Origin of the sequence: Streptococcus sp. M143 (genome assembly GCF_000162495.1) — a bacterium.
Classification (GTDB): Bacteria; Bacillota; Bacilli; order Lactobacillales; family Streptococcaceae; genus Streptococcus; species Streptococcus dentisani.
In genome coordinates, this window is record NZ_GG730093.1 from 132,129 (window position 1) to 155,268 (window position 23,140).

Annotated in this window: 25 protein-coding genes and 1 pseudogene; 22 read left to right on the forward strand and 4 right to left on the reverse strand. The window is 40.6% G+C overall.

The features are described from left to right. On the reverse strand, positions 1–234 hold the full coding sequence (locus HMPREF0850_RS04845; RefSeq protein WP_000639572.1) for a DNA-dependent RNA polymerase subunit epsilon: 234 nt from the start codon (positions 232–234) through the stop codon (positions 1–3). Positions 235–524: 290 nt separating this feature from the next. Between HMPREF0850_RS04845 and HMPREF0850_RS04850 the strand changes: the two genes are divergently transcribed. The 17 genes and pseudogenes from HMPREF0850_RS04850 (at position 525) to dltD (ending at position 15,641) form a co-directional block, all read left to right on the forward strand. Beyond that, entirely contained in the window at positions 525–740 is a 216-nt protein-coding gene (locus tag HMPREF0850_RS04850) for a hypothetical protein (protein WP_000492020.1), read from the forward strand. Between the two features lie 479 nt (positions 741–1,219). Further along, the gene (gene tsaB, locus HMPREF0850_RS04855; RefSeq protein ID WP_000865684.1) at positions 1,220–1,903 is read left to right on the forward strand and encodes a tRNA (adenosine(37)-N6)-threonylcarbamoyltransferase complex dimerization subunit type 1 TsaB; all 684 of its coding nucleotides are present in this window, start codon (positions 1,220–1,222) and stop codon (positions 1,901–1,903) included. After that, entirely contained in the window at positions 1,900–2,337 is a 438-nt protein-coding gene (gene rimI / locus HMPREF0850_RS04860) for a ribosomal protein S18-alanine N-acetyltransferase (protein WP_000569806.1), read from the forward strand. Before tsaB ends, rimI begins: the two co-directional genes overlap by 4 nt. Continuing rightward, positions 2,327–3,337, forward strand: a complete 1,011-nt coding sequence (gene tsaD, locus HMPREF0850_RS04865; RefSeq protein ID WP_000655038.1) for a tRNA (adenosine(37)-N6)-threonylcarbamoyltransferase complex transferase subunit TsaD — start codon at positions 2,327–2,329, stop codon at positions 3,335–3,337. The genes rimI and tsaD overlap by 11 nt, the downstream gene beginning before the upstream one ends. 109 nt (positions 3,338–3,446) lie before the next feature. Then, positions 3,447–4,309: pseudogene (locus HMPREF0850_RS04870) on the forward strand (XRE/MutR family transcriptional regulator). Positions 4,310–4,424: 115 nt separating this feature from the next. Next, entirely contained in the window at positions 4,425–5,093 is a 669-nt protein-coding gene (locus HMPREF0850_RS04875; RefSeq protein WP_000720890.1) for a CPBP family intramembrane glutamic endopeptidase, read from the forward strand. Between the two features lie 185 nt (positions 5,094–5,278). Next, positions 5,279–5,953: a CPBP family intramembrane glutamic endopeptidase gene (locus tag HMPREF0850_RS04880; RefSeq protein ID WP_000676513.1), complete on the forward strand. Its 675-nt coding sequence runs from the start codon at positions 5,279–5,281 to the stop codon at positions 5,951–5,953. A 190-nt stretch (positions 5,954–6,143) separates the two neighbouring features. Next, positions 6,144–6,749 carry a hypothetical protein gene (locus HMPREF0850_RS04885; protein WP_000673208.1) on the forward strand — a complete coding sequence of 202 codons (606 nt, stop codon included), beginning with the start codon at positions 6,144–6,146 and terminating at the stop codon, positions 6,747–6,749. A gap of 143 nt (positions 6,750–6,892) precedes the next feature. Beyond that, entirely contained in the window at positions 6,893–7,588 is a 696-nt protein-coding gene (locus HMPREF0850_RS04890) for an AzlC family ABC transporter permease (protein ID WP_000659751.1), read from the forward strand. Continuing rightward, complete coding sequence (locus HMPREF0850_RS04895; RefSeq protein WP_000253911.1) at positions 7,578–7,901, forward strand: AzlD domain-containing protein; 324 nt, start codon at positions 7,578–7,580, stop codon at positions 7,899–7,901. The genes HMPREF0850_RS04890 and HMPREF0850_RS04895 overlap by 11 nt, the downstream gene beginning before the upstream one ends. A gap of 102 nt (positions 7,902–8,003) precedes the next feature. Continuing rightward, complete coding sequence (locus HMPREF0850_RS04900) at positions 8,004–8,846, forward strand: amino acid ABC transporter substrate-binding protein (RefSeq protein ID WP_000724970.1); 843 nt, start codon at positions 8,004–8,006, stop codon at positions 8,844–8,846. A 154-nt stretch (positions 8,847–9,000) separates the two neighbouring features. Then, positions 9,001–9,855 carry a MetQ/NlpA family ABC transporter substrate-binding protein gene (locus tag HMPREF0850_RS04905; RefSeq protein WP_000694540.1) on the forward strand — a complete coding sequence of 285 codons (855 nt, stop codon included), beginning with the start codon at positions 9,001–9,003 and terminating at the stop codon, positions 9,853–9,855. A gap of 118 nt (positions 9,856–9,973) precedes the next feature. Further along, entirely contained in the window at positions 9,974–11,347 is a 1,374-nt protein-coding gene (locus HMPREF0850_RS04910) for a M20 family metallopeptidase (RefSeq protein ID WP_000231771.1), read from the forward strand. After that, on the forward strand, positions 11,340–12,401 hold the full coding sequence (locus HMPREF0850_RS04915; RefSeq protein ID WP_000085650.1) for a methionine ABC transporter ATP-binding protein: 1,062 nt from the start codon (positions 11,340–11,342) through the stop codon (positions 12,399–12,401). Before HMPREF0850_RS04910 ends, HMPREF0850_RS04915 begins: the two co-directional genes overlap by 8 nt. A 1-nt stretch (position 12,402) precedes the next feature. Beyond that, complete coding sequence (locus HMPREF0850_RS04920) at positions 12,403–13,095, forward strand: methionine ABC transporter permease (protein ID WP_000134269.1); 693 nt, start codon at positions 12,403–12,405, stop codon at positions 13,093–13,095. Between the two features lie 171 nt (positions 13,096–13,266). After that, a complete protein-coding gene (gene dltB, locus HMPREF0850_RS04925; protein WP_001105740.1) occupies positions 13,267–14,421 on the forward strand; it encodes a D-alanyl-lipoteichoic acid biosynthesis protein DltB in 1,155 nt (384 codons plus the stop codon). A gap of 47 nt (positions 14,422–14,468) precedes the next feature. Continuing rightward, positions 14,469–15,641 carry a D-alanyl-lipoteichoic acid biosynthesis protein DltD gene (gene dltD, locus HMPREF0850_RS04930; RefSeq protein WP_000593507.1) on the forward strand — a complete coding sequence of 391 codons (1,173 nt, stop codon included), beginning with the start codon at positions 14,469–14,471 and terminating at the stop codon, positions 15,639–15,641. Positions 15,642–15,815: 174 nt separating this feature from the next. Here the strand turns inward: dltD and HMPREF0850_RS04935 are convergent, their stop codons facing one another. Next, positions 15,816–16,385 (reverse strand): MptD family putative ECF transporter S component, encoded by a 570-nt coding sequence (locus HMPREF0850_RS04935; RefSeq protein ID WP_000739517.1) that lies wholly within the window; start codon positions 16,383–16,385, stop codon positions 15,816–15,818. 133 nt (positions 16,386–16,518) lie between these two features. Between HMPREF0850_RS04935 and HMPREF0850_RS04940 the strand changes: the two genes are divergently transcribed. From HMPREF0850_RS04940 to nrdI, 5 genes are all read left to right on the forward strand, one after another. Next, positions 16,519–17,133, forward strand: a complete 615-nt coding sequence (locus HMPREF0850_RS04940; protein WP_000514452.1) for a YesL family protein — start codon at positions 16,519–16,521, stop codon at positions 17,131–17,133. Beyond that, a complete protein-coding gene (locus tag HMPREF0850_RS04945) occupies positions 17,111–18,781 on the forward strand; it encodes a sensor histidine kinase (protein WP_000800549.1) in 1,671 nt (556 codons plus the stop codon). The genes HMPREF0850_RS04940 and HMPREF0850_RS04945 overlap by 23 nt, the downstream gene beginning before the upstream one ends. Positions 18,782–18,793: 12 nt before the next feature. Further along, entirely contained in the window at positions 18,794–20,080 is a 1,287-nt protein-coding gene (locus tag HMPREF0850_RS04950) for a response regulator transcription factor (protein WP_000278911.1), read from the forward strand. A gap of 60 nt (positions 20,081–20,140) precedes the next feature. After that, entirely contained in the window at positions 20,141–20,674 is a 534-nt protein-coding gene (locus HMPREF0850_RS04955) for an ABC transporter permease (RefSeq protein ID WP_000729040.1), read from the forward strand. Positions 20,675–20,752: 78 nt separating this feature from the next. After that, on the forward strand, positions 20,753–21,223 hold the full coding sequence (gene nrdI / locus HMPREF0850_RS04960; RefSeq protein ID WP_000724245.1) for a class Ib ribonucleoside-diphosphate reductase assembly flavoprotein NrdI: 471 nt from the start codon (positions 20,753–20,755) through the stop codon (positions 21,221–21,223). An 83-nt stretch (positions 21,224–21,306) separates the two neighbouring features. On the opposite strand, the gene HMPREF0850_RS04965 is transcribed toward nrdI, so the two are convergent. Together HMPREF0850_RS04965 and HMPREF0850_RS04970 are read right to left on the reverse strand one after the other, a co-directional pair. After that, positions 21,307–22,569, reverse strand: coding sequence for an NRAMP family divalent metal transporter (locus HMPREF0850_RS04965; RefSeq protein WP_000084739.1), 1,263 nt, complete (start codon positions 22,567–22,569; stop codon positions 21,307–21,309). Positions 22,570–22,766: 197 nt separating this feature from the next. Beyond that, complete coding sequence (locus tag HMPREF0850_RS04970) at positions 22,767–23,012, reverse strand: hypothetical protein (protein ID WP_000084853.1); 246 nt, start codon at positions 23,010–23,012, stop codon at positions 22,767–22,769. Positions 23,013–23,140: the final 128 nt, after the last annotated feature.

Consider the following 23,140-nt stretch of genomic DNA (forward strand, 5'->3'; position numbering starts at 1 on the left):
TTAGAACTCCGTGATCTCGAAAGCGCCAGTTTCTTTTTCGTAATCTAGCAATTTGTCAGACAAGAGTTCGATATACTCGATATTGTACTCTGGGCGATTTTCTTCGACAAGTTGGCGAGCAGCGATGCGGCCCTCAAGTTCTGAGCTGGCATCAATGTCTAGGTAAAGTGCGCGTGTTGTTTCACGGCGTGGGCTACGTTCTTTTGTTTCTTGATAAAAAACTTTGTAAATCATATAGTTCCTTTCTATTTACAGGTCAGCTTATTCCAAACTTTTAGTAGAGATTTGCTTGATTTCATTCCATTTTGTGTCTAGATTGACCTTGATTCGTTACAATTATTTCAATTATACCACAAAATGAAAAATTAGTAAAAGACGGAAATAGAGAAAGTCGGGAGGGGAAGAAGGAGCAAAAAGACAGGTAGAATTTGGTTGGAGAGCGCTTAGGTGTTATAATGGAAAGAGAAAGGGAAGTTTATGGATGGGAATATTCCCTATAGCTTTTAAAACAAGGAGGATTAAGGATGTTTAGTTTGTTTGAATTTGCGATTGGGGTTCGCCTCTTGATGTTTATAGTCTTTGTAGCCTGTGTATACGGTGGAAATCTTATTTTTACGTATCTAGAACACCGCAAAACAAAATTCCTTTGGAAGCTTGCTTTTGTGACACTCTATTCAATTTTTCTCCTTCTTGTCACCTATGTTGTCTGGCTCGTTTTTCATTTTGGTTTAAATGTTTGAGCTCAATTATTCATCTAAATATACAGAAAAACCACCTCGTCTTGATAGATGGGGCGGATTTTTCTATTTTCAGGTGATATCCTTATGTTTACGATGATGATTTCTCGCATCGAAAATCGAGTTGAAACATAAAAAGAAAACAATGTAAACAGATGAATCAACTGGTAAGGGTGTAACGATTATGTTTAAATCATTGAAAATGATGAGCAAACTGTAAGAGATGAAGAGAATAAAATTTACCCTTCTAAAAATGTGCCTTTTATCTAGCATGACTGATCCAAATTTTTTACGAAGATCCTTTCAATTTCCTTGTTCACTCATATATTCGGAAAAGATAGGAAAAATGTAAAATTTTTTTGAATTTTTTGTGCTTAATTGCTTGTCTAAGTGACAGGCTCTTTTGTTTCAAAACAAAGAAAATTCCCATGCGTCAGCTTTTGTAGTATAATAGTAAACAGACAAAAAGATAGGAATGTGTTATGAAAGTATTAGCTTTTGATACGTCCAGCAAGGCTCTTTCTCTAGCCATTTTAGAGGACAAGCAGGTTCTTGCCGAGACGACGATTAATATCAAGAAAAATCACAGTATTACCCTCATGCCTGCCATTGATTTTTTGATGGCCAGTCTGGATTTGACACCCAAGGATTTGGATCGAATCGTGGTGGCTGAAGGACCAGGTAGCTACACAGGTTTGCGAATTGCAGTAGCGACTGCTAAGACCTTGGCTCACACTCTGAACATTGAGTTGGTTGGCATGTCTAGTCTCTTGGCTCTGGTGCCACGCCAACAAGAAGGCTTGTTTGTTCCTTTGATGGATGCGCGTCGCAACAATGTTTATGCAGGATTTTATGAAAATGCCAAACCTGTCACGCCAGAAGCACACCTATCCTTTGCGGAAGTGCTAGAAAAAGTCAAGGATGCTGAACAGGTGACCTTTGTCGGAGAAGTTGGTGCCTTTGTGGAGCAGATCCAAGAACAGCTACCACAAGCTAGCTACCAAGAAACCTTGCCAAATGCAGCTAATTTAGCTTTGTGGGCTTGGGACAAGAAAGCAGACTCCTTGCACGACTTTGTGCCAAATTACCTCAAACGAGTTGAGGCTGAGGAAAACTGGCTCAAGAACCACACCGAGTCTGGCGAGTCTTACATTAAACGCTTATGATTGAAATCAAACGAATTCAAGGACAGCCTGAACTAGCTCAAGCCATCTATGCTGTCATGGCAGCTGTTTACCCAGTCAGTCCTTGGACGCTGAAACAAATCCAAGCAGACCTATCCCAAGACCAGACATGGTATGCTCTGGCTTATGATGGGGCAGAAGTGATTGGTTTTCTAGCCGTGCAGGAGAATCTCTTTGAAGCAGAAGTCCTGCAAATTGCTGTCAAAGGAGCCTATCAGGGTCAGGGAATTGCGTCAGTCTTGTTTGCAACATTGCCGACAGATAAGGAGATTTTCCTCGAAGTCAGAAAGTCAAATGGACGAGCGCAAGCATTTTACAAGAAAGAAAAGATGGCGGTCATCGCTGAGCGCAAGGCCTACTATCATGATCCAGTCGAGGACGCCATCATCATGAAGAGAGAAATAGATGAAGGATAGATATATTTTAGCATTTGAGACATCCTGTGATGAGACCAGTGTCGCCGTACTGAAAAACGATGATGAGCTCTTGTCCAATGTCATTGCTAGTCAAATTGAGAGTCACAAACGTTTTGGGGGCGTAGTGCCAGAAGTAGCTAGTCGTCACCATGTAGAGGTCATTACAGCCTGTATCGAGGAGGCTCTAGCAGAAGCAGGAATTACCGAAGAGGACGTAACAGCCGTTGCCGTTACTTATGGACCGGGCTTGGTTGGAGCCTTACTAGTTGGTTTATCAGCTGCTAAGGCCTTTGCTTGGGCACATGGACTTCCGCTGATCCCCGTGAATCACATGGCTGGTCACCTCATGGCGGCTCAGAGCGTTGAGCCTTTGGAGTTTCCCTTGCTAGCTCTCTTGGTCAGTGGTGGGCACACGGAGTTGGTCTATGTTTCCGAGGCTGGTGATTATAAGATTGTTGGGGAGACACGAGACGATGCGGTTGGTGAGGCCTATGATAAGGTTGGCCGTGTCATGGGCTTGACCTATCCTGCAGGTCGCGAGATTGATGAGCTAGCTCATCAGGGGCAGGATATTTATGACTTTCCTCGTGCCATGATTAAGGAGGACAATCTAGAGTTTTCATTCTCAGGTTTGAAGTCTGCCTTTATCAATCTTCACCACAATGCCGAGCAAAAGGGAGAAAGCTTGTCCAAGGAAGACCTGTCAGCGTCCTTCCAAGCAGCAGTCATGGATATTCTTATGGCCAAAACCAAGAAAGCCATAGAAAAATACCCTGTTAAAACCCTAGTCGTAGCCGGTGGCGTGGCAGCCAATAAAGGTCTCAGAGAACGATTGGCAGACGAAATCACAGATGTCAAGGTCATCATCCCGCCTCTGCGCCTTTGCGGAGACAATGCAGGTATGATTGCCTATGCTAGTGTCAGCGAGTGGAACAAAGAAAACTTCGCAGGTTTGGACCTCAACGCCAAACCGAGTCTCGCCTTTGATACCATAGAATAAAGAGTCAGCTTGAGGCTGGCTTTTTTGCTAAAATATTTTATAATATGTAAAAAAGTAAAATTTTTTACGAATAGAATAGTAAAGGGAATCTTTAAAGGGGAGTTTGGTCATGATTGAAAAACAAGAATTGGGAGAATTTTACAAGGAACTGCGCATGGCGAGAAAACTCAAGCAGTCAGATGTGGCTTGTGATGGACTAACAGCATCCCAGCTATCCAAGTTTGAACTAGGGCAGTCTATGCTGTCTGCGGATAAACTGATACTAGCTATCCAAGGGATAAATGTGACCTTCGATGAGTTTGGACACAAGCTTAATAATTATCAGGAATCCCACATATGCGATTTGGACGAAAGGTTGTAGATCGTTTTGCCCATCAAGATATAGCTGGCTTAGAGAAACTATTAGAGGAAGTCGAGCAGGAACAGATGGCACAGACCTATCGTCGTTTAAACGCTATTGTGATTAAAAATGCTATCCATTCCTTGGATAAAAGCTATCTGCTCGAAGAGGAGGATCGTGAGTTTTTGACCACCTACCTTTATGCTATCGAGTCTTGGACCTGGTTTGAACTCTATATATTTTGTAACACCATGCCCTTCTTGAGCAATCAAGATCTGATTTTTTTATCAACCTCTTTACTTGAAAAATCCAAGGAATTTAAAGAATTGGCACACAATAGACTGTATATGAAAAGTGGCTATCTGAATATCGTATTAGAGCTCATGGAGCGTAAGCTTTTCTCTTACATCCCAATCTTTGAGTCTGAGTTGGAGAGCATGCTTCGTCCGTATGATTTTTTTGAGAAATTATTGTGGCAATTTTTAAAGAAATTGAGTGTTTTCCTTCAGACCAAGGGAAGCAATCAAAAAGAGATTGAACACTTTATCCAATCTCTGCAAATATTAGAAAATCCACAATTAACAGCCCTTTTTGAACTACGCTTACAGCAATATAAAGAACTTATCGATTAATCTACTATCGCGAATGTGAAATTTCCATGAGAAAAAATATCAAATATGCGATTTTCTAAAATGAGCTAATTTCCGTGTTATACTGTCCTTATTTCATAGTATAGGAGAAAATAGAATGAAAAAGATAATTTCACGCTATTACTTTTTTATAGCTATTCTGCTTGTCATTGCTGACCAGCTCTTCATTCGTTTGCTTTTACATAGCGACCTTGCTGCTGGTCTATCTGACTTTGCCTATTATTTGTCGGATATGATGTTGAATTTTCTTGTGGTTCTGCTTGCTATTATTGTTATGGTTTGGTCAGGGAAATGGCAGAAAATCAACAGCAGAAAATTTAAGGGTTCCTATCTTTTTTATTCCTTTTTAGCTCTTCTTGCTTTCGTTATTTGGAATTTCGTCACATTTTTTATTTTCCCCCCTGCCAAAAATGAAATTTCTTATCAACTCGCCATTCCGACTTTTACAGGAGCAACGGCATTTTTGATGTATTTTTTCTATCCTGTAATTGCAGGTCCCATTTTTGAAGAGATAATCTATCGTGGATTGGTGATGACCGCTCTGGAAAAAGTTAAGAAATGGGGACTGGATGTGCTTGGTTCGGCTGCTTTATTCGGGATCTTGCATATTAGTAACCACGGTTGGGTATTGACAGACTTTTTTTTCTATATGGGTGGTGGTCTCATATTTGCAGTCTTATTTAGAGTAACCAGGTCTATTTATTGGCCTATTGGACTGCATATAGTCTACAATGGCATTGGTCAAATTCTCCCCTTGTTGTTTTAGAATTTTTCAAGAATCCTAATTAGATAAAGAAAATACTAGCTGTAACATAAAAAATTCATGAGTAAGTTCTAATAGAGTCAGTTTGTAGTGCTGGACCAAGCCCTTACGGAGCTTTTGATTGGATGAAAGGACTCTGGGTAGGTTTGGCTGAAAGACGACGTAAATAAAACTTAAAAGGATCAACTATGAAAGGGAAAGAAACGAAATTTTATCTAGGGACCATTTTGGTGCTTGTGTCCTATTACTCAATTTTTAATCTTGTAGCAAAATTAGATTCAGTGAACCAGTTATCCGACTTTGGATTTTATGGGATTCAAATTTTATTGATAGTAATTGAGGGAATTGCTGCTACTGTGGTTCTTGTCAAGAGTCAACGTTGGAAAGAGTACGGTCGCTTCCAGTTTCGTTGGTCCTATCTGGGTATCTTCTTTCTTTCCTTTATATTGATGTTTTTGTGGGTAAATATAACGACTCGGATCTTTCCCAGCACGCAAAATGGGAGTGCAATAGTGAAAGAAGCAGCTAATTTGACAGGAATTAGTTACTTTATAACGCGTTTTCTCTATGGCAGTCTTATTGCTCCGATAGCTGAGGAGTTAGTCTTCCGTGGCCTTCTGATGACAGCCCTATCTAAATTTAAAAAGCGCTATGTTGATATAATTGTTTCCTCAACTTTCTTCAGTCTTATCCATGTTTTGCAGTATGGATGGGTGTTAACAGACTTCATCATTTATGCAGGAGCAGGTCTGCTACTCTGTATGCTCTTTCGCTATACACGTTCAATTTATTGGTCAATGGCACTCCACATCTTGTGGAATAGCTTTTTAATCATCGTCAGCTTATTGGTGTTTGGGTGTTAGGCTTGGCAGAAATTTTTACATCACATAGATAAGGCTGGCTTCCCAGTCTTTTTCTTTATCTAAAATATCTAATAATAGTCCTTGCTCAATTCTTTGTTACCTTAAATGAAAAAGTAATTTTAAAATCTAATCACGGAATCCGACTCTATCAAAGTTTGTCAATTCTAGAGTTTTTTTGTATAGTAGAAATATGAAATTTACAAAAATAATCAGTAGTTTGCTTGCTCTTGGAGCTTTCCTCATGCTTTTATCAGCTTGCCAGAATGTTAAACAGACACAACTGGTCTTGTTTGATTCCCTTTCGTTCGGCATGTCTCCTAAATCTTTTGAAGAAGTATTTGGTGAGGCTAGCGAAGTGGAGGAGGAAACAGAGATGGCCTATCGGGACACTTGGCGTGCAGAAGACCCCTACTTCTATAAAACAGGCCGCCTTTTCTATGATTACGAAAATATTGCTTTGAATGGTTATACAGGTCGAGCAAGATTCACATTTTCAAAATCACATCGCTTGGAAAAAGCGACAGTTCATATTCCTGTAACTTCAAAGGTGGAACAACAAGTAGTGCTCAACAATCTATCCCAGACTATAAAAAAAGAAATTGAAGCTCTTCCAGATTACCAGTCCATGACAACCGATATGGTAGGACTTTATGATGACGGCTATCGCTATAAAGTCAAGTTGAAAGGACAAAGGAGAGAATTTTGGATCGATGTTTATCCGACAGAAGACGAAGATGCTAAAGAAATTGAAGATAAAAAGTATACTATTCGGGTGGATCAGTTTAGGATGCATTAATAACACTCATGGGATTTCAGCATTTTTTGCTAGCTACTAGTTTCAAACTCTAAACTTTTTTCTCTTCTTTGAATGTGTTATAATATTCCTTGCTGTGGCTGTGACCTTGAACAGCCTCAAACGAAGAGAATAAGAGGAGAGAGATGAAAGAAAAAGGATTTTGGGAAGGTGTTCAGGCGGCCATGCCGACTGCCCTTGGCTATGTCAGCATTGGTCTGGCTTGTGGAATTATCGGCGCGCCCTATGTGACACCTGTTGAGATGGGTTTGATGAGCCTCTTTGTTTATGCTGGGAGCGCCCAGTTTGCCATGTTGGCATTGATTGCAGTACAAGCGCCTGTGGCAGCTATTGCTATGACGGTCTTCTTGATCAACTTGCGACTCTTTTTGCTGAGCTTGCATGCATCGACCTATTTTCGTCATACTAGTCTCTGGCAAAATATCGGCATGTCCAGTCTCCTGACAGATGAAACCTATGGGGTTTTGATGGGAGAATTAGCCCATACAGACAAGGTCCATCCCATGTGGATGCACGGGAATAATCTCAATAGTTATGTAGCCTGGTTTATTGGGACAGTTGCGGGGACAGCTTTAGGTGGGCTTCTTCCAAATCCTGAGGTCTTTGGCTTGGACTTTGCCCTTGTTGGGATGTTTATCGGGATTTTTACTTCGCAATTTCAGATTATGCAAAGACGGGTTCCTGTCCGCAATCTGCTGCTAATCCTAGCCGTTGTTGCGGTGTCTTTCTTTTTGCTCTTGATAGTAGTGTCTCAGTCGCTAGCTGTTTTGTTTGCGACCTTGCTAGGTTGTACCATGGGGGTGGTCTTAGATGGTCAGTAAGTATATTTTAATGGCAATCGTCTTTTCTGGATTGGTAACTTGGATTCCTCGTATGATTCCTTTCATCTTGGTTAAGTACAAGGGGTTGCCAGCTATCGTCGAGCGTTTTTTGAAGTTCTTACCTGTTTCCATTATCTTTGCCTTGATCCTTTCAAGCGTAGTGACTGGAAAGGTTGGCAGCCTTCCCCAGATCAAATGGCTGGACTTTTTAGCAGTCTTTCCAACGGCTTGGATAGCCTTTCGCTACCGCAATCTAGTGGGTACGGTTCTTTTTGGAGTGGTCTTGATTGCAGTCTTGCGTCTAGTCTTTTAGTCAGCCATAAAAAAAACCTATCACCGAGATAGATATCATATAATGGCGAAAAAAAATATTTTCTGTTAAGATAGTACAGTATTCTATTTTGGAGGAAATGACATGAAAAAAATCGTCAAATATTCATCTCTTGCTGCTCTAGGACTTGTTGCCGCAGGTGTACTAGCAGCTTGCTCAGGTGGTGAGAAGAAAGATGCTGCATCTGGTGAAGCAACATCTGGTAAAAAAGAAATTATCGTTGCAACTAACGGATCACCAAAACCATTTATCTATGAAGAAAATGGTGAATTGACTGGTTACGAGATTGAAGTAGTCCGTGCTATCTTTAAAGACTCTGACAAATACGATGTCAAGTTTGAAAAGACAGAGTGGTCAGGTGTTTTTGCGGGACTTGATGCTGAACGCTACAATATGGCTGTTAACAATCTTAGCTATACTAAGGAACGTGCGGATAAATACCTCTATGCAGCACCAATTGCCCAAAATCCTAACGTTCTCGTAGTTAAGAAAGATGACAACAGCATCAAATCGCTTGATGATATCGGTGGAAAATCTACTGAAATCGTGCAAGGAACAACAACAGCTAAACAGTTGGAAGAATACAACAAACAACACACAGATAACCCGACTGTTCTTAACTATACAAAAGCTGACTTTCAACAAATCCTGACTCGTTTGAGCGATGGTCAGTTTGACTATAAGATTTTTGATAAAATCGGTGTTGAAACAGTTATCAAGAACCAAGGTTTGGACAACTTGAAAGTGATTGAACTTCCAAGCGACCAACAACCTTATGTTTACCCACTTCTTGCTAAAGGTCAAGATGAGTTGAAATCATTTGTAGACAAACGTATCCAAGAACTCTATAAAGACGGAACTCTTGAAAAGTTGTCTAAACAATTCTTCGGAGATACTTACCTTCCAGCAGAAGCTGACATTAAATAGTCTTATGAAATCATCCAGTCTGAGAAAGGCGGATGATTTCTCAATTTTCAGACATATAGTTTTAAACTATATGTCTGCCTATCTAATAACAATTTGCGAAATCAAATAAAGTATGAGATACTATTACGGTATTATTTTTAAAGGAGATAGAATCATGAAAATCAAAAAATGGCTCAGTGTAGCAGCTCTTGCTACAGTCGCAGGTTTGGCTCTTGCAGCTTGCGGAAATTCAGAAAAGAAAGCAGATAACGAAACAGTTGTTAAAATTGCAACAGTTAACCGCAGTGGTTCTGAAGAAAAACGTTGGGATAAAATCCAAGAATTGGTTAAAAAAGATGGTATTAAATTGGCATTCACAGAGTTCACTGACTACTCTCAACCAAACAAGGCAACTGCTGATGGCGAAGTAGACTTGAACGCCTTCCAACATTACAACTTCTTGAACAACTGGAACAAGGAAAATGGGAAAGACCTTGTAGCGATTGCAGATACGTACATCTCACCAATCCGCCTTTACTCAGGTAAAAATGGGGAAGAAAACAAGTACACTAAAGTAGAAGAAATCCCAGATAAGGGTGAAATCGCCGTACCAAACGATGCAACAAACGAAAGTCGCGCACTTTACTTGCTTCAATCAGCTGGTTTGATCAAATTGGATGTTTCAGGAACTGAACTTGCTACTATCGCAAACATCAAAGAAAATCCAAAGAACTTGAAGATTACTGAATTGGACGCTAGCCAAACAGCTCGTTCATTGTCATCAGTTGATGCTGCCGTTGTAAACAATACCTTCGTTACAGAAGCAAAATTGGACTACAAGAAAGCACTCTTCAAAGAACAAGCTGATGAAAACTCAAAACAATGGTACAACATCATCGTTGCGAAAAAAGATTGGGAATCATCACCTAAAGCTGATGCCATCAAGAAAATTATCGCAGCTTACCACACTGATGAAGTGAAAAAAGTTATCGAAGAAACATCAGACGGTTTGGACCAACCAGTTTGGTAATAAGACACAGGGAGGTGGGAGAGAGTTTCCACCTCTTGCTTTTGTATAGAGAGTTGAATTTAAAGGAGCACTTGCAGTCGTTCCAAGGACACAAGTACATAGTAGAAAGAGAGAGAAAATGGTTTTTCCTAGCGAACAAGAACAGATTGAAAAATTTGAGAAGGATCATGTGGCCCAACATTATTTTGAAGTCTTGCGCACCTTGATTTCCAAGAAATCAGTCTTTGCCCAGCAGGTTGGACTCAAAGAAGTCGCAAACTATCTGGGTGAGATTTTCAAGCGTGTAGGAGCTGAAGTGGAGATTGATGAGAGCCACACGGCGCCTTTTGTCATGGCGCATTTCAAGAGTTCGCGTCCAGATGCTAAGACTTTGATCTTCTATAATCACTATGACACTGTGCCAGCGGATGGGGATCAGGTGTGGACAGAGGATCCTTTTACTCTTTCGGTGCGAAATGGCTTCATGTATGGGCGTGGAGTTGACGACGACAAGGGTCATATCACAGCTCGGTTGAGTGCTCTGAGAAAGTATATGCAACACCATGATGACCTGCCTGTCAATATCAGTTTTATCATGGAGGGAGCGGAGGAGTCTGCTTCCATGGATCTAGATAAGTATTTAGAGAAACACGCAGACAAACTTCGTGGGGCGGACTTGCTAGTCTGGGAACAAGGTACCAAGAACGCCTTGGAACAGCTAGAAATTTCGGGTGGTAATAAGGGAATTGTAACCTTTGATGCTAATGTGAAAAGTGCTGATGTGGATATCCACTCGAGTTATGGTGGTGTCGTGGAGTCAGCACCGTGGTATCTCATCCAGGCCTTAAGTAGCCTGCGATCTGCAGATGGCCGTATCTTGGTAGAAGGCTTGTACGAGGATGTTCAAGAGCCAAATGAACGGGAGATAGCCTTGGTAGATACCTACGCTCAACGTAATCCTGAGGAAATCAGTCGCATTTATGGCTTGGAATTGCCTCTCTTACAAGAGGATCGTGCAGCCTTTCTAAAACGGTTCTTTTTCGAGCCAGCCCTCAATATCGAAGGGATTCAGTCAGGGTATCAGGGGCAAGGGGTTAAAACGATTTTGCCAGCAGAAGCTAGTGCCAAGCTAGAGGTTCGTTTGGTTCCTGGCTTAGAACCGCATGATGTTCTGGAAAAAATTCGGAAACAGCTAGACAAAAATGGCTTTGATAAGGTAGAATTATACTATACCTTGGGAGAGATGAGCTATCGAAGCGATATGAGTGCGCCAGCTATTCTCAATGTAATCGAGTTGGCCAAGAAATTCTATCCACAGGGCGTTTCAGTCTTGCCAACAACAGCGGGGACAGGACCTATGCATACGGTCTTTGATGCCCTAGAAGTATCCATGGTGGCATTCGGTCTAGGGAATGCCAATAGCCGAGACCACGGTGGAGATGAAAATGTGCGAATCGCCGATTACTACACCCATATTGAATTAGTAGAGGAGCTGATTAGAAGCTATGAGTAGAGATATTATCAAGTTAGATCAGATCGATGTGACCTTTCACCAAAAGAAGAGAACCATCACAGCGGTCAAGGATGTGACCATTCACATCCAAGAAGGGGATATCTACGGTATCGTTGGATATTCTGGAGCAGGGAAATCCACTCTTGTACGGGTGATTAATCTCTTGCAAAAGCCATCTGCAGGGAAAATTACCATTGATGATGACGTCATTTTTGACGACAAGGTGACCTTGACAGCAGAGCAGTTACGTCGTAAGCGTCAAGACATTGGGATGATTTTCCAGCATTTCAACCTCATGAGCCAAAAGACAGCAGAGGAGAATGTAGCCTTTGCCCTTAAGCATTCTGGACTCAGCAAGGAAGAAAAGAAAGCCAAGGTAGCTAAGTTGTTAGACTTGGTTGGTTTGGCAGATCGCGCTGAAAACTACCCTTCTCAACTTTCTGGAGGACAAAAACAGCGTGTGGCTATCGCGCGTGCCTTGGCCAATGATCCAAAAATCTTGATTTCAGATGAGTCAACGTCTGCCCTTGACCCTAAGACAACTAAGCAGATTCTGGCATTGTTGCAAGATTTGAACCAAAAATTAGGTTTGACGGTTGTTTTGATTACACATGAAATGCAGATTGTCAAAGACATTGCCAACCGTGTGGCAGTTATGCAGGATGGCCGTTTGATTGAAGAGGGCAGTGTTCTTGAAATCTTCTCAGATCCTAAACAACCTTTGACCCAAGACTTTATCTCAACAGCCACAGGTATTGATGAAGCCATGGTTAAGATTGAGAAGCAAGAAATCGTAGAGCATTTATCCGAGAACAGTATCTTAGTGCAGCTCAAGTATGCAGGGGCTTCGACAGACGAGCCACTTTTGAATGAATTGTACAAACATTACCAAGTAACGGCTAATATCCTCTATGGGAATATAGAAATTCTCGATGGCATTCCTGTTGGAGAATTAGTGGTGGTCTTATCAGGTGAAAAAGCAGCGCTAGTAGGTGCTCAAGAAGCTATCCGTCAAGCTGGTGTGCAGTTAAAAGTATTGAAGGGAGGACAGTAAAATGACAGAGTTTATTCAAACATACTTACCAAATGTCTATAAAATGGGCTGGTCTGGTCAGGCAGGCTGGGGAACAGCCATTTACCTAACTCTTTATATGACAGTTCTTTCCTTCATTATCGGAGGGTTCTTGGGGCTGGTGGCAGGTCTTTTCCTTGTCTTGACAGCACCAGGTGGTGTCTTGGAGAACAAGGTCGTTTTCTGGATTTTAGACAAGATTACCTCTATTTTCCGTGCGGTTCCCTTTATCATCCTTTTGGCCATCTTGTCACCACTTTCTCACTTGATTGTTAAGACTAGTATCGGGCCAAATGCAGCCCTTGTCCCACTCTCTTTTGCGGTATTTGCCTTCTTTGCACGTCAGGTGCAGGTTGTCTTGGCTGAGCTGGATGGCGGTGTGATTGAAGCGGCGCAGGCTAGTGGAGCGACCTTCTGGGATATCGTGGGTGTTTATCTATCGGAAGGTCTTCCAGATTTGATTCGTGTGACGACTGTGACCTTGATTTCCCTTGTTGGGGAAACAGCCATGGCTGGTGCGGTCGGAGCTGGTGGTATCGGTAACGTAGCCATCGCTTATGGATTTAACCGTTTCAATCACGATGTGACAGTTTTAGCAACCATCATTATCATCTTGATTATCTTTACGATCCAGTTTTTGGGAGATTTCTTGACCAAGAAACTAAGTCATAAATAAAAAGAGCCGAAGGGCTCTTTTTTGTTCTAGGTAGCTGCCAACAGGGGCATTTAAAGTTTTTAAATTATGGTATAATAGATAAAGCTAATTCTCTCTAGTGATAGGATAGGAAAAAACTAGAAAGATAAGTTCTGAAGCAAGATAAGAAAATGAAAAAGGAGTTCGGTTGATATGAATTATTTCGAGGGGAATGAGTTTTTCCTTCTCTTGTTTGTAGTTTTACTGATTGGTTTTGTGGTAAACTTTTTTGAAAAACGTAAGGACTACTATATTTTGGCGCTCTCCCTCTTATTCGCAGGAGCTATTTATGGCAAGAGTCGAGCGATGATAGTCTATTTGCTCGCCTTTATCGTTTACCAATATTTTCTGGTTTTTCTAGCACAGAGGATAGAAGCAAGGTGGCTGAAACCACTGGTTTTCCTTTCCATTCTTCCTTTGGTGATCAATAAAGTCTTTGCCCTGACTTCTCTACATTTGTTGGCCTTTATTGGAATTTCCTACATGTCCTTTAAGACCATTCAGATCATGCTAGAAATATCGGATGGCTTGATCAAAGAAAAAATCAGTGTAAAAGATTATCTACAGTTTTTGCTCTTTTTCCCAACAGTTAGTGCTGGTCCGATTGATCGGAGTAGGAGATTTTTAAAAGAGATAAACGAGGTCATGCCTCGGAAAGAGTATCTAGAGTTAGCTGGGGACGGTATTTATCGTATCGTTCTAGGCCTTCTTTACAAGGTTGTTTTATCAACCTATGTTTACCAGATATTACTCACTCTAAATAATACTGGCACAGTCGTTTACTCAATTAAATATATGTACCTCTATACCTTGTATCTGTTCTTCGACTTTGCGGGCTATAGTCTAATGGCCGTTGGAAGTAGTAATATTCTAGGTATTCAGACACCAATGAACTTTAACAAACCTTTCTTGAGTGTCGATATCAAGGATTTCTGGACCAGATGGCATATCACCTTGTCGACCTGGTTGAGAGATTTTGTATTTTCAAGAGTATTGATGCAGGTTATCAGGAAAAAATGGTTTAAAAATAGGCTACACAATGCAACCTATGCCTATATGGTCAATATGTTGGTCATGGGTTTTTGGCATGGTCTTAGTGTTAGCTACATTGTCTATGGTTTTTACCATGGCGTCTTGATGGCTGGATTTGAAGTGTATCAAAAGAAAAGCAATTTTTATAAGAAAAATAAAAACAAAAAATGGTATAAGCTATTAAGTTGGTTTGTGACCATGAATCTGGTTATGGTTGGTTTCTTTATCTTTTCAGGTGAACCCTATAAAATCTTACTGACGATTTTAAAGAGATAAGAGATTGAAAAGAGATCGGACAGATCGAAGGGATAGGATAAAACGAAATGATTAAATTAAAAGCATTTTTACTATCGCTTGTGCTCGTAATTGCGACGCTTGCCCTTTTAAATGTGACGTATGTCAAGAAGATTGATGATTATTATAAAGTCAAGGATAACAGTATTCGTTATAGCACTTCGTATGAAAAGTATAAAAGTAGAGATATTTTAACAAGCAATATCACTCCCAATACACTGGTTTTATTGGGGTCATCTGAGTTGGTTGCGACGATAAATGAAGACTATCATCCCAATAAAATTTTTAACTACAACGATTTTAATATCATGCAGATTGGGACCAGTTATTCTCAAAACATCATTCAGGCTACGACCTTGGGTTCTATTGAAGGATCTATGACTAAGCGAAAAGTAGCTATAGTAGAGTCTGTTCAGTGGTTTGAAAAAGATGGGACTCATCAAGATGCCTTTTTGAACAAGGCTTCTCAGGAACATATTTTCCACATGCTAGATAATGACAAGATTAGCAAAGAAACGAAAGAAAAAATAATCAATCGCATTATCGAGATTACCAAAGGGAACAAGCAACAAAATGACATCTACAAAAAATATAAAAGTTATTTCATAGATGGAAAAGGAACCATTGTTGATAAAAAACTATTAGAGTTCGAGAACGCGATGTATTCCTTTAAGCTCAAACAGACTTTTTATCAAAAACATGCCAAATCAGATTATCCTTCACTAGGAGATAAAACCCCAGACTATGATTGGCAGAAGTTGACGGATCAGTTTGTGGAAGAGGTCAAAAAGAAAACAGACAACAATGACTATGCTGTTGATAATAACTACTACAATACTTACTTAAAAGATCGCTATGCATCGTTGAAAGATTCCAATAAAGATTTGAGCTACCTGGAGTCACCAGAGTATTCAGATATGGAACTCTTCTTGACAGTTGCTAAGGAATTGGGCATTGAAGTTGAGGTTATTATTTTCCCAGTAAACGGGAAATGGAATGACTACACTGGTGTCTCAAGAGAGATGCGGGAAAAAACTTATAAAAAAATAGAAAATGTCGCAAAAAGCCATGGTGCAACCGTATTAAACTATGGAAACAGAGAGTATGATGATTACTTTTTATTTGACGTGATGCACGTTGGAGTGAAAGGATGGATGGAAGTTGAAAAAGAACTTTACAAATTTGCAAACCAAGCTGACTAACACACATCGTTTAATCTTGTGGACACTATTTTTCTATACAGTTATCTTAAGTATCGTGATTTATTGTTTTGTGACAGATTTTTCGAACATCCAAGAATTTATCTATAGTGAATTTTAAGATTGTATACAAAAAGGCCCTGGAGCTAGGTGTTACTAGTCTTCAGGGCTTTTACCTTATAGTTTATCGGCTATTTTTTGACTTAGAAACTGCCCAATCATAGCACCAATCAAGGCACCAAGGAGAATACTTGCGACAAAGAGAAGGATTTTGTCTAACTCTGGAGCGACCATGATACGGTCAATGTATTCCTGGGACTTTCCACGAGCGAGTAAGGTAGCCACGTAAGCTTTGGGACGGATCCACATGAGGAAGATAGGGCCACTTGTACTAAAAGCAAAGACGAGGAAGGAGAGGGTGTTTTTGATTCGATCTTTGTAATTGCCGAGATGAGCGATGGCATCTGCTGCAAGACCACAGGCGATAGCTGGTAGAAAAGCGCCAGCGCCGTGTTTACTAGCTAGAAAAAAGAGAGCCATAAAGAGTCCGAGAGTGGTAATCGCTCCAAAACGAGGAACCTTTGCCAAAAGAAACATGTAGACGCTACCCCCGACAAGGGCAGAAAAGGCAGGCGCATAGAACATATTGCCCGTTGAATCCACCAAGTGTCCAAGTACTACTCCAATCCCTAGACAGAGGAAGTAGAGGACGACGGCTAAGAGGGTAGTTAAGATATTTTTCTTCATGAGAATCTCCTTATATAAAACTGTCAAAATCAATTGTATCACGCTTTTAGAGGATTGTAAATGGGTGCTCTATGTTTTTGAAAACGTTTGAAATATGATATAATAGTTACATAGTTGTTTTAAGGAGGATATCATGGGAAAGTTTCTAGAATTCGTCTTTAATCGTTTCTTTTTAGGAATGATTGCGACGGCTTTTTTCTGGTTATTGACACTAGCAGGAGGTGTGGTCTTTGGTTTGGCACCAGCTAGTGCAACTCTTATGAGTTTATATGCGGAGCACGGTTATATTTATCGAGCTTATAGTTTGAAAGAAGCTTGGGAATTGTATAAGAGTAACTTTGTCAAGAGCAACCTAGCTTTCTATAGTTTTGTACTTGTAGATCTAGTCTTAGTCTATGGTTTGTACCTTTTGGTTCAATTGCCTCATCAGACTATCTTCCATCTCTTGGCAACCTTTCTCAATATCCTTGTTGTTGCCTTTGTTTTTTTGGCTTATACCGTTTCATTGAAACTCCAAGTTCACTATGAGCTCTCTTATCGAAATACTGTAAAACTCGCTCTTATCGGAATTTTTATGAATTTGCCGGCAATCGCCAAGATTTTATTTGGTACGGTCATGCTTGTAGGAATTGGTTACTATATGCCTGCCCTCCTCTTTTTCGTAGGAATTGGTGTATGGCATTTCTTTATCAGTGATATGTTGGAACCCGTATATGAAAGTATCCATGAAAAATTGGCGACAAAATAAAATGAAGCCGTTCTGGCTCCACTCCCTCTTGCGTATCTATACCTTGGTGATGATTGTCATCATTGCAAGCTTTGCGGTTATGCTCTCCTATGCTGACTGGGATTCGCGTGAAAAAGAAGCCCAGCGAGTAGCTCAACGTGTAACGACTCGAACAGTGAGTGAGATTGAATATTACCACAGGGAGTCGACTCAGCTAGCGCAGGAACTGGTTGAAAATCGAGCACGGATTGAAGGGATTTATAAGTATTTTAGTTTGAGTACATCGGATTATTTTTACTGGCTGTTGCAACGTAAAGCGTCTCCCTATGTCTCAGTATCCTTGTATGAAAACATTGATGATTTGTATGTAAGAAATGACTTTGTGACAGGTGTTGCAATTGTTTTGCAAGACTACAAGGAAGTCTACGTTTCTACTAGAGAGAAACGTAGCGGGGAGAAAATTCTTGCTGAGGATTTCAAACCAGCAGCCAATAGTTTTGCCATACCAGTACTCGATCCTAACTCCGATCAGTCTCTAGGTGTTATTTACATTTCTTTATCGCAAGATGTACTTTACCAAGCAATTGATAATACTCGCGGTCTGATTCCTGTGGCCGTGACGATCACCTCCCCTTTTGATACTGAATTGTTTCATATAGGGGAAAATGTAGTAGCTGAACGGGAAAATTGGATTGTTGGTTTGACATCACATGGCTATCAAGTCCAATCAGCAGTTCCTAAGGATTTTGTTCTTAAGGGCACTTTGACCAGTTCTGCTGTCATTGTTGGTTTGAGTGTTCTCTTTATTATTATTTTATATGTGACCTTGAGGCAGACCTTCTCCAATTACCAAAGGCAGGTCGTAGATTTAGTAGATTCTATCGAGGTGATTGCTCAAGGAGAAGAGGGACTTCGCATCGATACTTCTGAAAAAGATCAGGAATTGCTCCTCATCGCAGAAACCACCAATGATATGTTGGATCGCCTGGAAAAAAATATCCACGATATTTACCAGCTAGAGCTCAGTCAAAAAGATGCCAATATGCGAGCCCTGCAAGCTCAAATCAATCCTCACTTTATGTACAATACCTTAGAGTTTCTGCGCATGTATGCCGTCATGGAAAGCCAAGATGAACTGGCGGATATTATCTATGAATTTAGCAGTTTACTACGCAATAATATCTCCAACGAGCGGGAAACGACGCTGAAACAAGAATTAGAATTTTGTCGCAAATACAGCTATCTCTGTATGGTGCGTTATCCAAAGTCAGTTGCCTATGGCTTTAAGATCGCGCCAGAATTAGAAAATATGAAGATTCCCAAGTTTACACTCCAACCATTGGTAGAAAACTACTTTGCCCACGGTATTGACCATCGCCGAACAGACAATGTGATCAGTATCAAGGTTTTGAAGGGCCAAGGTTTTGTTGAAATCCTAGTGGTAGACAATGGTCGCGGGATGACTGCTGAGAAACTAGCTAGCTTGCAAGAAAAACTAACTCAGAGAAGTTTTGAGCACGAGGCAAGCTATAGCGGAGAGCGACAATCAATTGGAATAGTCAATGTACACGAACGCTTTGTCCTCTATTTTGGGGATCGCTACCAAATCAGTGTAGAGTCAGCTGAGCAAGAAGGTGTTCGTTACCGTATTACTATTCAAAATGAATAGAAAGGAAGGGAAATGTATAAAGTTTTATTAGTAGACGACGAGTATATGGTGACAGAGGGGCTCAAGCGATTAATCCCCTTTGAAAAATGGGATATGCAAGTCGTCGCAACAGCCAATCATGCTGATGATGCTTTAGATTATGTCAAGGAAAATCCAGTAGATGTGATCATTTCCGATGTCAATATGCCAGATAAGACAGGGCTGGAGATGATTAAGGAAATGAAGGAGCTGCTTCCAGATACCTATTATATCTTGCTGTCAGGTTATCAGGAGTTTGAGTACGTCAAAAAAGCCATGAATCTTAGTGTCGTGGATTATCTGGTGAAGCCAGTGGATAAGGTGGAGTTGAGTCATCTATTAGAAAAAATTGCGCGACAGCTTCAGGAAAAGGTGGAGCAAAGTCAGACCCTCAGTCAAGAATTGGATGAGGAAGGCTTTGTCAACTCCTTAGCAAGTAAAGACAACTGGTGGATAGGCCTTTCCAAGGAAAAGCAAGGATCCTTCACTATTCCTTACTATGTTTTAGGTCAAGACTGGCAGATTTTTATCTCTGATCAACCACTAGATGGAATTGTAGTAACGCCTTTTGTAGCGCCCTACCAACAAGCCTTTGAAAAATGGAAGATCAACGCAGAAAAAGCCCTCTTTTACGGTTCTGTCAATCTAGAAAAATCCGAGAGTCTATTTGCTTATTACGAACCGATTTATCGCGTGATTATCCAAGGAAATATCAATCAAATCATTGAAGAATTAACCCTACTGGAGAAGGTTGTCTTAGAGAACACACCGCGCGTGGCTATCACCAAACAGCTCTTCACCCAGTTTGTCATGGATGTCTTTCATTTGTTTGAACACCTAAAAGCAGATGATATGACCGAGATTGTCAAAGCTATCCATGCCATTAACACCTTTGAAGAATTGGTTGCCTATATCAAAGAAACCTTGACCAAGTTCTTTGGCCAGTACCGCATGAATGAAAATGTGGTGAGTGTTCTGGAGGTGATTGGGCGTGATTATCAGAAAGAGCTCTCGCTTAAGGATATCAGCAAGGATCTCTTTATCAATCCTGTCTACCTCGGTCAGTTAATCAAGCGAGAAACCAACTCAACCTTCGCAGAATTGCTCAACAAACAGCGGATTAAGGCAGCGCAACAGCTTTTGCTTTCAACTAATGATAGTATTGAAGATGTTTGCTATGCTGTTGGTTACAGCAATGTTGGATATTTCTACAAGGTCTTCCGTAAATTGTGCGGAAAATCACCAAAAGCTTATCGCAAACAAGTCGAAAGTTCCCTGTAAAACTTGTATTTACATACAAAAAATGCTATAATGTTCAAAATACCTTAAGGAGGAAAAATTATGAAAAAGAAACCAATTTATCTTTGGGTTTTATTAGTTCTATCAGCATTGATTTCAGCTATGTCTTTGTTTGGAATACTAAGTCCAGTTCCTAGTAAAGAAACACTAGGTGCCAGTCAAGCTCAAGTTCAAGGTGCTAGCGCCCAGCAACTAGAGGATACGATTAATTATCTACATAAGACAGCTGAATTATCGCATTCGACTGTTAACATCGTTTTGATTATTTTATCTGCGATTTTAGTAGTCGCAGGTATTGTGCTCTTGGTTCGTAATCATTTGCAATATGCAAATTATGCTTACATTGCTTATGTTTTGCTTGCCATTGTTGGTTCGATTTATACTTATATGGGTATGCAAGATGCTGTACAAGCTATCCGTGATGAAACTTTGCGACTAGGGACAGAAGTCCTTGGAAAGGGAACAACGATTTTATTTGTTGTTATCAATGTCCTCTTCCTTGCCATTGTCTTTTACAAGATGTGGCGTCAACAAAAAGATTTGTCTGAGGAAGTCGAAACAGAAGAGGCTGCCTAAGTATTGACAAAAGGGAACTATCAAGTTACAATCTTGTTAGTTCTTTTTATATCGTAAACATAAAAGATAGAGGTCAGCATGAAAAAAATATCCTTAGTTTATATCAGTTTGAGCGGGAATACAGAGAGTTTTGTAACTCGACTTAAGGACTATCTCTTGTCCCAGTACGAAGGGATTGAGGTCCAAAAGATTCATATCAAGGATTTGGTCAAGGAAGGCCAAGAATTCTTTGAAATGGAGCATCCCTATGTCGCTTTCTTGCCGACCTATCTGGAAGGTGGAAATGGTGTCGATAACGGCGATGTTGAGATTCTTACGACTCCAGTGGGCGACTTTATCGCCTATGGAGACAATGCTAGTAAGTGTTTTGGGGTAGTGGGATCTGGTAATCGCAATTTTAACAATCAATACTGCCTGACAGCCAAGCAGTATAGCCAGCGCTTTGGCTTCCCGGTCCTAGCAGACTTTGAAATGCGTGGAATGCTGGGAGATATTAAAAAGGTCGCAGCGATTATCGCGGACTTATATGGATTGGGTTCAGAAAGTTAGAATCGTTCAAGTAGGCAGTTGGATTTTCTCAACTGCCTTTTGAATGCAGAAAAAGGCACCCAGACGAGGGTGCTGCTTTGGAATTAACCTGCTTTTCCGATGGCAAGTGCATAGATAAAGAAAATAGCAAAGCCAAAGAGGAAAATCAATCCTGCAATGGCGAGGAGTTTCAACCAAGAAGGAAGATTTTTATTTTCACCTGTGACCAACACATAGTTCAAAAGGGCAAAGAATGGTGTTGTAAGAAAAGATCCAATCATGGCAAAGCGGAGCATGGTTGAAACTTGACCGGCAAAGAACTTGATGATGACGATACCAATGATAGCTGTGATGGTCATCCAGATGTTCAAAGATTTACGATTATCCTCTTTTTGATTTGCCAAGAGTTGAAGGGAGGCCTGATTGACACGTGAATATCCATCGATGACAGTAATGACTGTCCCAAAGATACAGAGGAAAGCGATGAAGGTAATCAAATAACGAGACCATTCACCAAGGACAGAGGCGTACATGCCCACAAATTGCGAGATGTATTTGGCAGAAGCAGCTTCAACCGCTTGCCCTGTAGGATATTGAATAAGTGCTCCTAGTGCCACAAAGAATACAGCTAGGATAGCAGTTCCAATGTAACCAACGTTAAAGTCGAAAAGAGCATCCTCTGTATTAAAGTTGACGGTCTTTTTCTTTTCAGCAGACCAGAGTGAGTTGATAGCTGAGATTTCAATAGGGGCAGGCATCCAACCTAGAAGGGAAACGATAAAGGGTAGGGCTGCCATTTGCCAAGGTGTTTTCTCGATAAAATCAGAGCTGTATTCTGGGTGCTTAACGGCAGCAATGATGACGGCAAGAACAGTTGCAATAGTCAAGGCAGACATGATCCATTTTGCCATACCGTCCAATAGTTTGTAGCCACCAAAGAGTAACATAGCCCAAATGACCGCAACAAGGATGAGGGACCATTGAGTGATGCTAAGACCGATCATTGGGAAGGCACTGGCGATGATAGCTGAGCACAGAATGGCAACACCAGCTGTGTTGACCATAGCTGAAAAGACATTGAGGATAAAGAAAATCCAGAGATAGAGTTTTCCTTTTTCAGCATAGCCTTCCACCAAGGTTTTGCCAGTGTCGGCAGTATATTCGGCACCAAAACGGAAAAATGGATATTTAAAAACATTGGCCAAGATAACCAAGAGGAGTAGTGACCAACCATAAGAACCACCAGCTTGAGTAGAGGATACAATGTGAGAACCTCCAACGGCAGCAGAAGCCATTAGGATTCCTGGCCCCATTGCCTTTAGTTTGCTTGCCCAGGTAGACTGGTGTGATGAAGTAACTTGTGACATAATAAACACTCCTATTTTTGAATTTTCAGAATAATCTGAATAGATAGCTACTATTCTACAAGAAACTTATGAAAAATGCAAGAGAATTTTTGAAAAATTTAGAAAATTTCAGAAAAATCATATGAAAGATATGATTATCACAAGGAAATGGTATTGATGGGAGTAAAAAATCCGAGAAGAAAGCTTCTCGGATTCCCTTATTTCAGTTGCTCAGTGATTTCCTTAGAAAGCAGGAGTCCCAAACGGTAACCTTTATTGATGTAGTCAATCACATCATTGATATTTTCCGTTGTTTGGATCCTTTCGCGTATGTCTGTTTTGAAAGCTTCGTCCTTCAGAAGCTGTTCCTGAAGGAGTTGTTGAAGTTTTTCTTTTTCGTACTTATTGATGAGAAAAAGAACGACAAGACTGATAAGAACTAAGATATAAGCATACTGGCTCATAAAATTTCTCCTGATTTGATAAAAAAGTTGATGACATAAGAAAAGCGAAAGAAACATTTCGCTTTTCTATTAGGTGACTAGAATTGCATGGCAGGCATCCCGCACAAGAGACTAGATAATTCGATGAT

Bases quoted from the DNA above. Each gene is read 5' to 3' on its own strand.
- HMPREF0850_RS04935 (WP_000739517.1), bottom strand. From the start codon at position 16,385: ATGAAGAAAAATATCTTAACTACCCTCTTAGCCGTCGTCCTCTACTTC.
- HMPREF0850_RS04965 (WP_000084739.1), bottom strand. From the start codon at position 22,569: ATGTCACAAGTTACTTCATCACACCAGTCTACCTGGGCAAGCAAACTA.
- HMPREF0850_RS04920 (WP_000134269.1), top strand. From the start codon at position 12,403: ATGACAGAGTTTATTCAAACATACTTACCAAATGTCTATAAAATGGGC.
- tsaD (WP_000655038.1), top strand. From the start codon at position 2,327: ATGAAGGATAGATATATTTTAGCATTTGAGACATCCTGTGATGAGACC.
- dltB (WP_001105740.1), top strand. From the start codon at position 13,267: ATGAATTATTTCGAGGGGAATGAGTTTTTCCTTCTCTTGTTTGTAGTT.
- HMPREF0850_RS04945 (WP_000800549.1), top strand. From the start codon at position 17,111: ATGAAAAATTGGCGACAAAATAAAATGAAGCCGTTCTGGCTCCACTCC.
- rimI (WP_000569806.1), top strand. From the start codon at position 1,900: ATGATTGAAATCAAACGAATTCAAGGACAGCCTGAACTAGCTCAAGCC.
- HMPREF0850_RS04940 (WP_000514452.1), top strand. From the start codon at position 16,519: ATGGGAAAGTTTCTAGAATTCGTCTTTAATCGTTTCTTTTTAGGAATG.
- HMPREF0850_RS04890 (WP_000659751.1), top strand. From the start codon at position 6,893: ATGAAAGAAAAAGGATTTTGGGAAGGTGTTCAGGCGGCCATGCCGACT.
- HMPREF0850_RS04955 (WP_000729040.1), top strand. From the start codon at position 20,141: ATGAAAAAGAAACCAATTTATCTTTGGGTTTTATTAGTTCTATCAGCA.
- HMPREF0850_RS04905 (WP_000694540.1), top strand. From the start codon at position 9,001: ATGAAAATCAAAAAATGGCTCAGTGTAGCAGCTCTTGCTACAGTCGCA.
- HMPREF0850_RS04910 (WP_000231771.1), top strand. From the start codon at position 9,974: ATGGTTTTTCCTAGCGAACAAGAACAGATTGAAAAATTTGAGAAGGAT.
- HMPREF0850_RS04970 (WP_000084853.1), bottom strand. From the start codon at position 23,012: ATGAGCCAGTATGCTTATATCTTAGTTCTTATCAGTCTTGTCGTTCTT.
- HMPREF0850_RS04900 (WP_000724970.1), top strand. From the start codon at position 8,004: ATGAAAAAAATCGTCAAATATTCATCTCTTGCTGCTCTAGGACTTGTT.
- HMPREF0850_RS04850 (WP_000492020.1), top strand. From the start codon at position 525: ATGTTTAGTTTGTTTGAATTTGCGATTGGGGTTCGCCTCTTGATGTTT.
- dltD (WP_000593507.1), top strand. From the start codon at position 14,469: ATGATTAAATTAAAAGCATTTTTACTATCGCTTGTGCTCGTAATTGCG.
- HMPREF0850_RS04845 (WP_000639572.1), bottom strand. From the start codon at position 234: ATGATTTACAAAGTTTTTTATCAAGAAACAAAAGAACGTAGCCCACGC.
- HMPREF0850_RS04950 (WP_000278911.1), top strand. From the start codon at position 18,794: ATGTATAAAGTTTTATTAGTAGACGACGAGTATATGGTGACAGAGGGG.
- HMPREF0850_RS04880 (WP_000676513.1), top strand. From the start codon at position 5,279: ATGAAAGGGAAAGAAACGAAATTTTATCTAGGGACCATTTTGGTGCTT.
- tsaB (WP_000865684.1), top strand. From the start codon at position 1,220: ATGAAAGTATTAGCTTTTGATACGTCCAGCAAGGCTCTTTCTCTAGCC.
- HMPREF0850_RS04875 (WP_000720890.1), top strand. From the start codon at position 4,425: ATGAAAAAGATAATTTCACGCTATTACTTTTTTATAGCTATTCTGCTT.
- HMPREF0850_RS04895 (WP_000253911.1), top strand. From the start codon at position 7,578: ATGGTCAGTAAGTATATTTTAATGGCAATCGTCTTTTCTGGATTGGTA.
- HMPREF0850_RS04885 (WP_000673208.1), top strand. From the start codon at position 6,144: ATGAAATTTACAAAAATAATCAGTAGTTTGCTTGCTCTTGGAGCTTTC.
- nrdI (WP_000724245.1), top strand. From the start codon at position 20,753: ATGAAAAAAATATCCTTAGTTTATATCAGTTTGAGCGGGAATACAGAG.
- HMPREF0850_RS04915 (WP_000085650.1), top strand. From the start codon at position 11,340: ATGAGTAGAGATATTATCAAGTTAGATCAGATCGATGTGACCTTTCAC.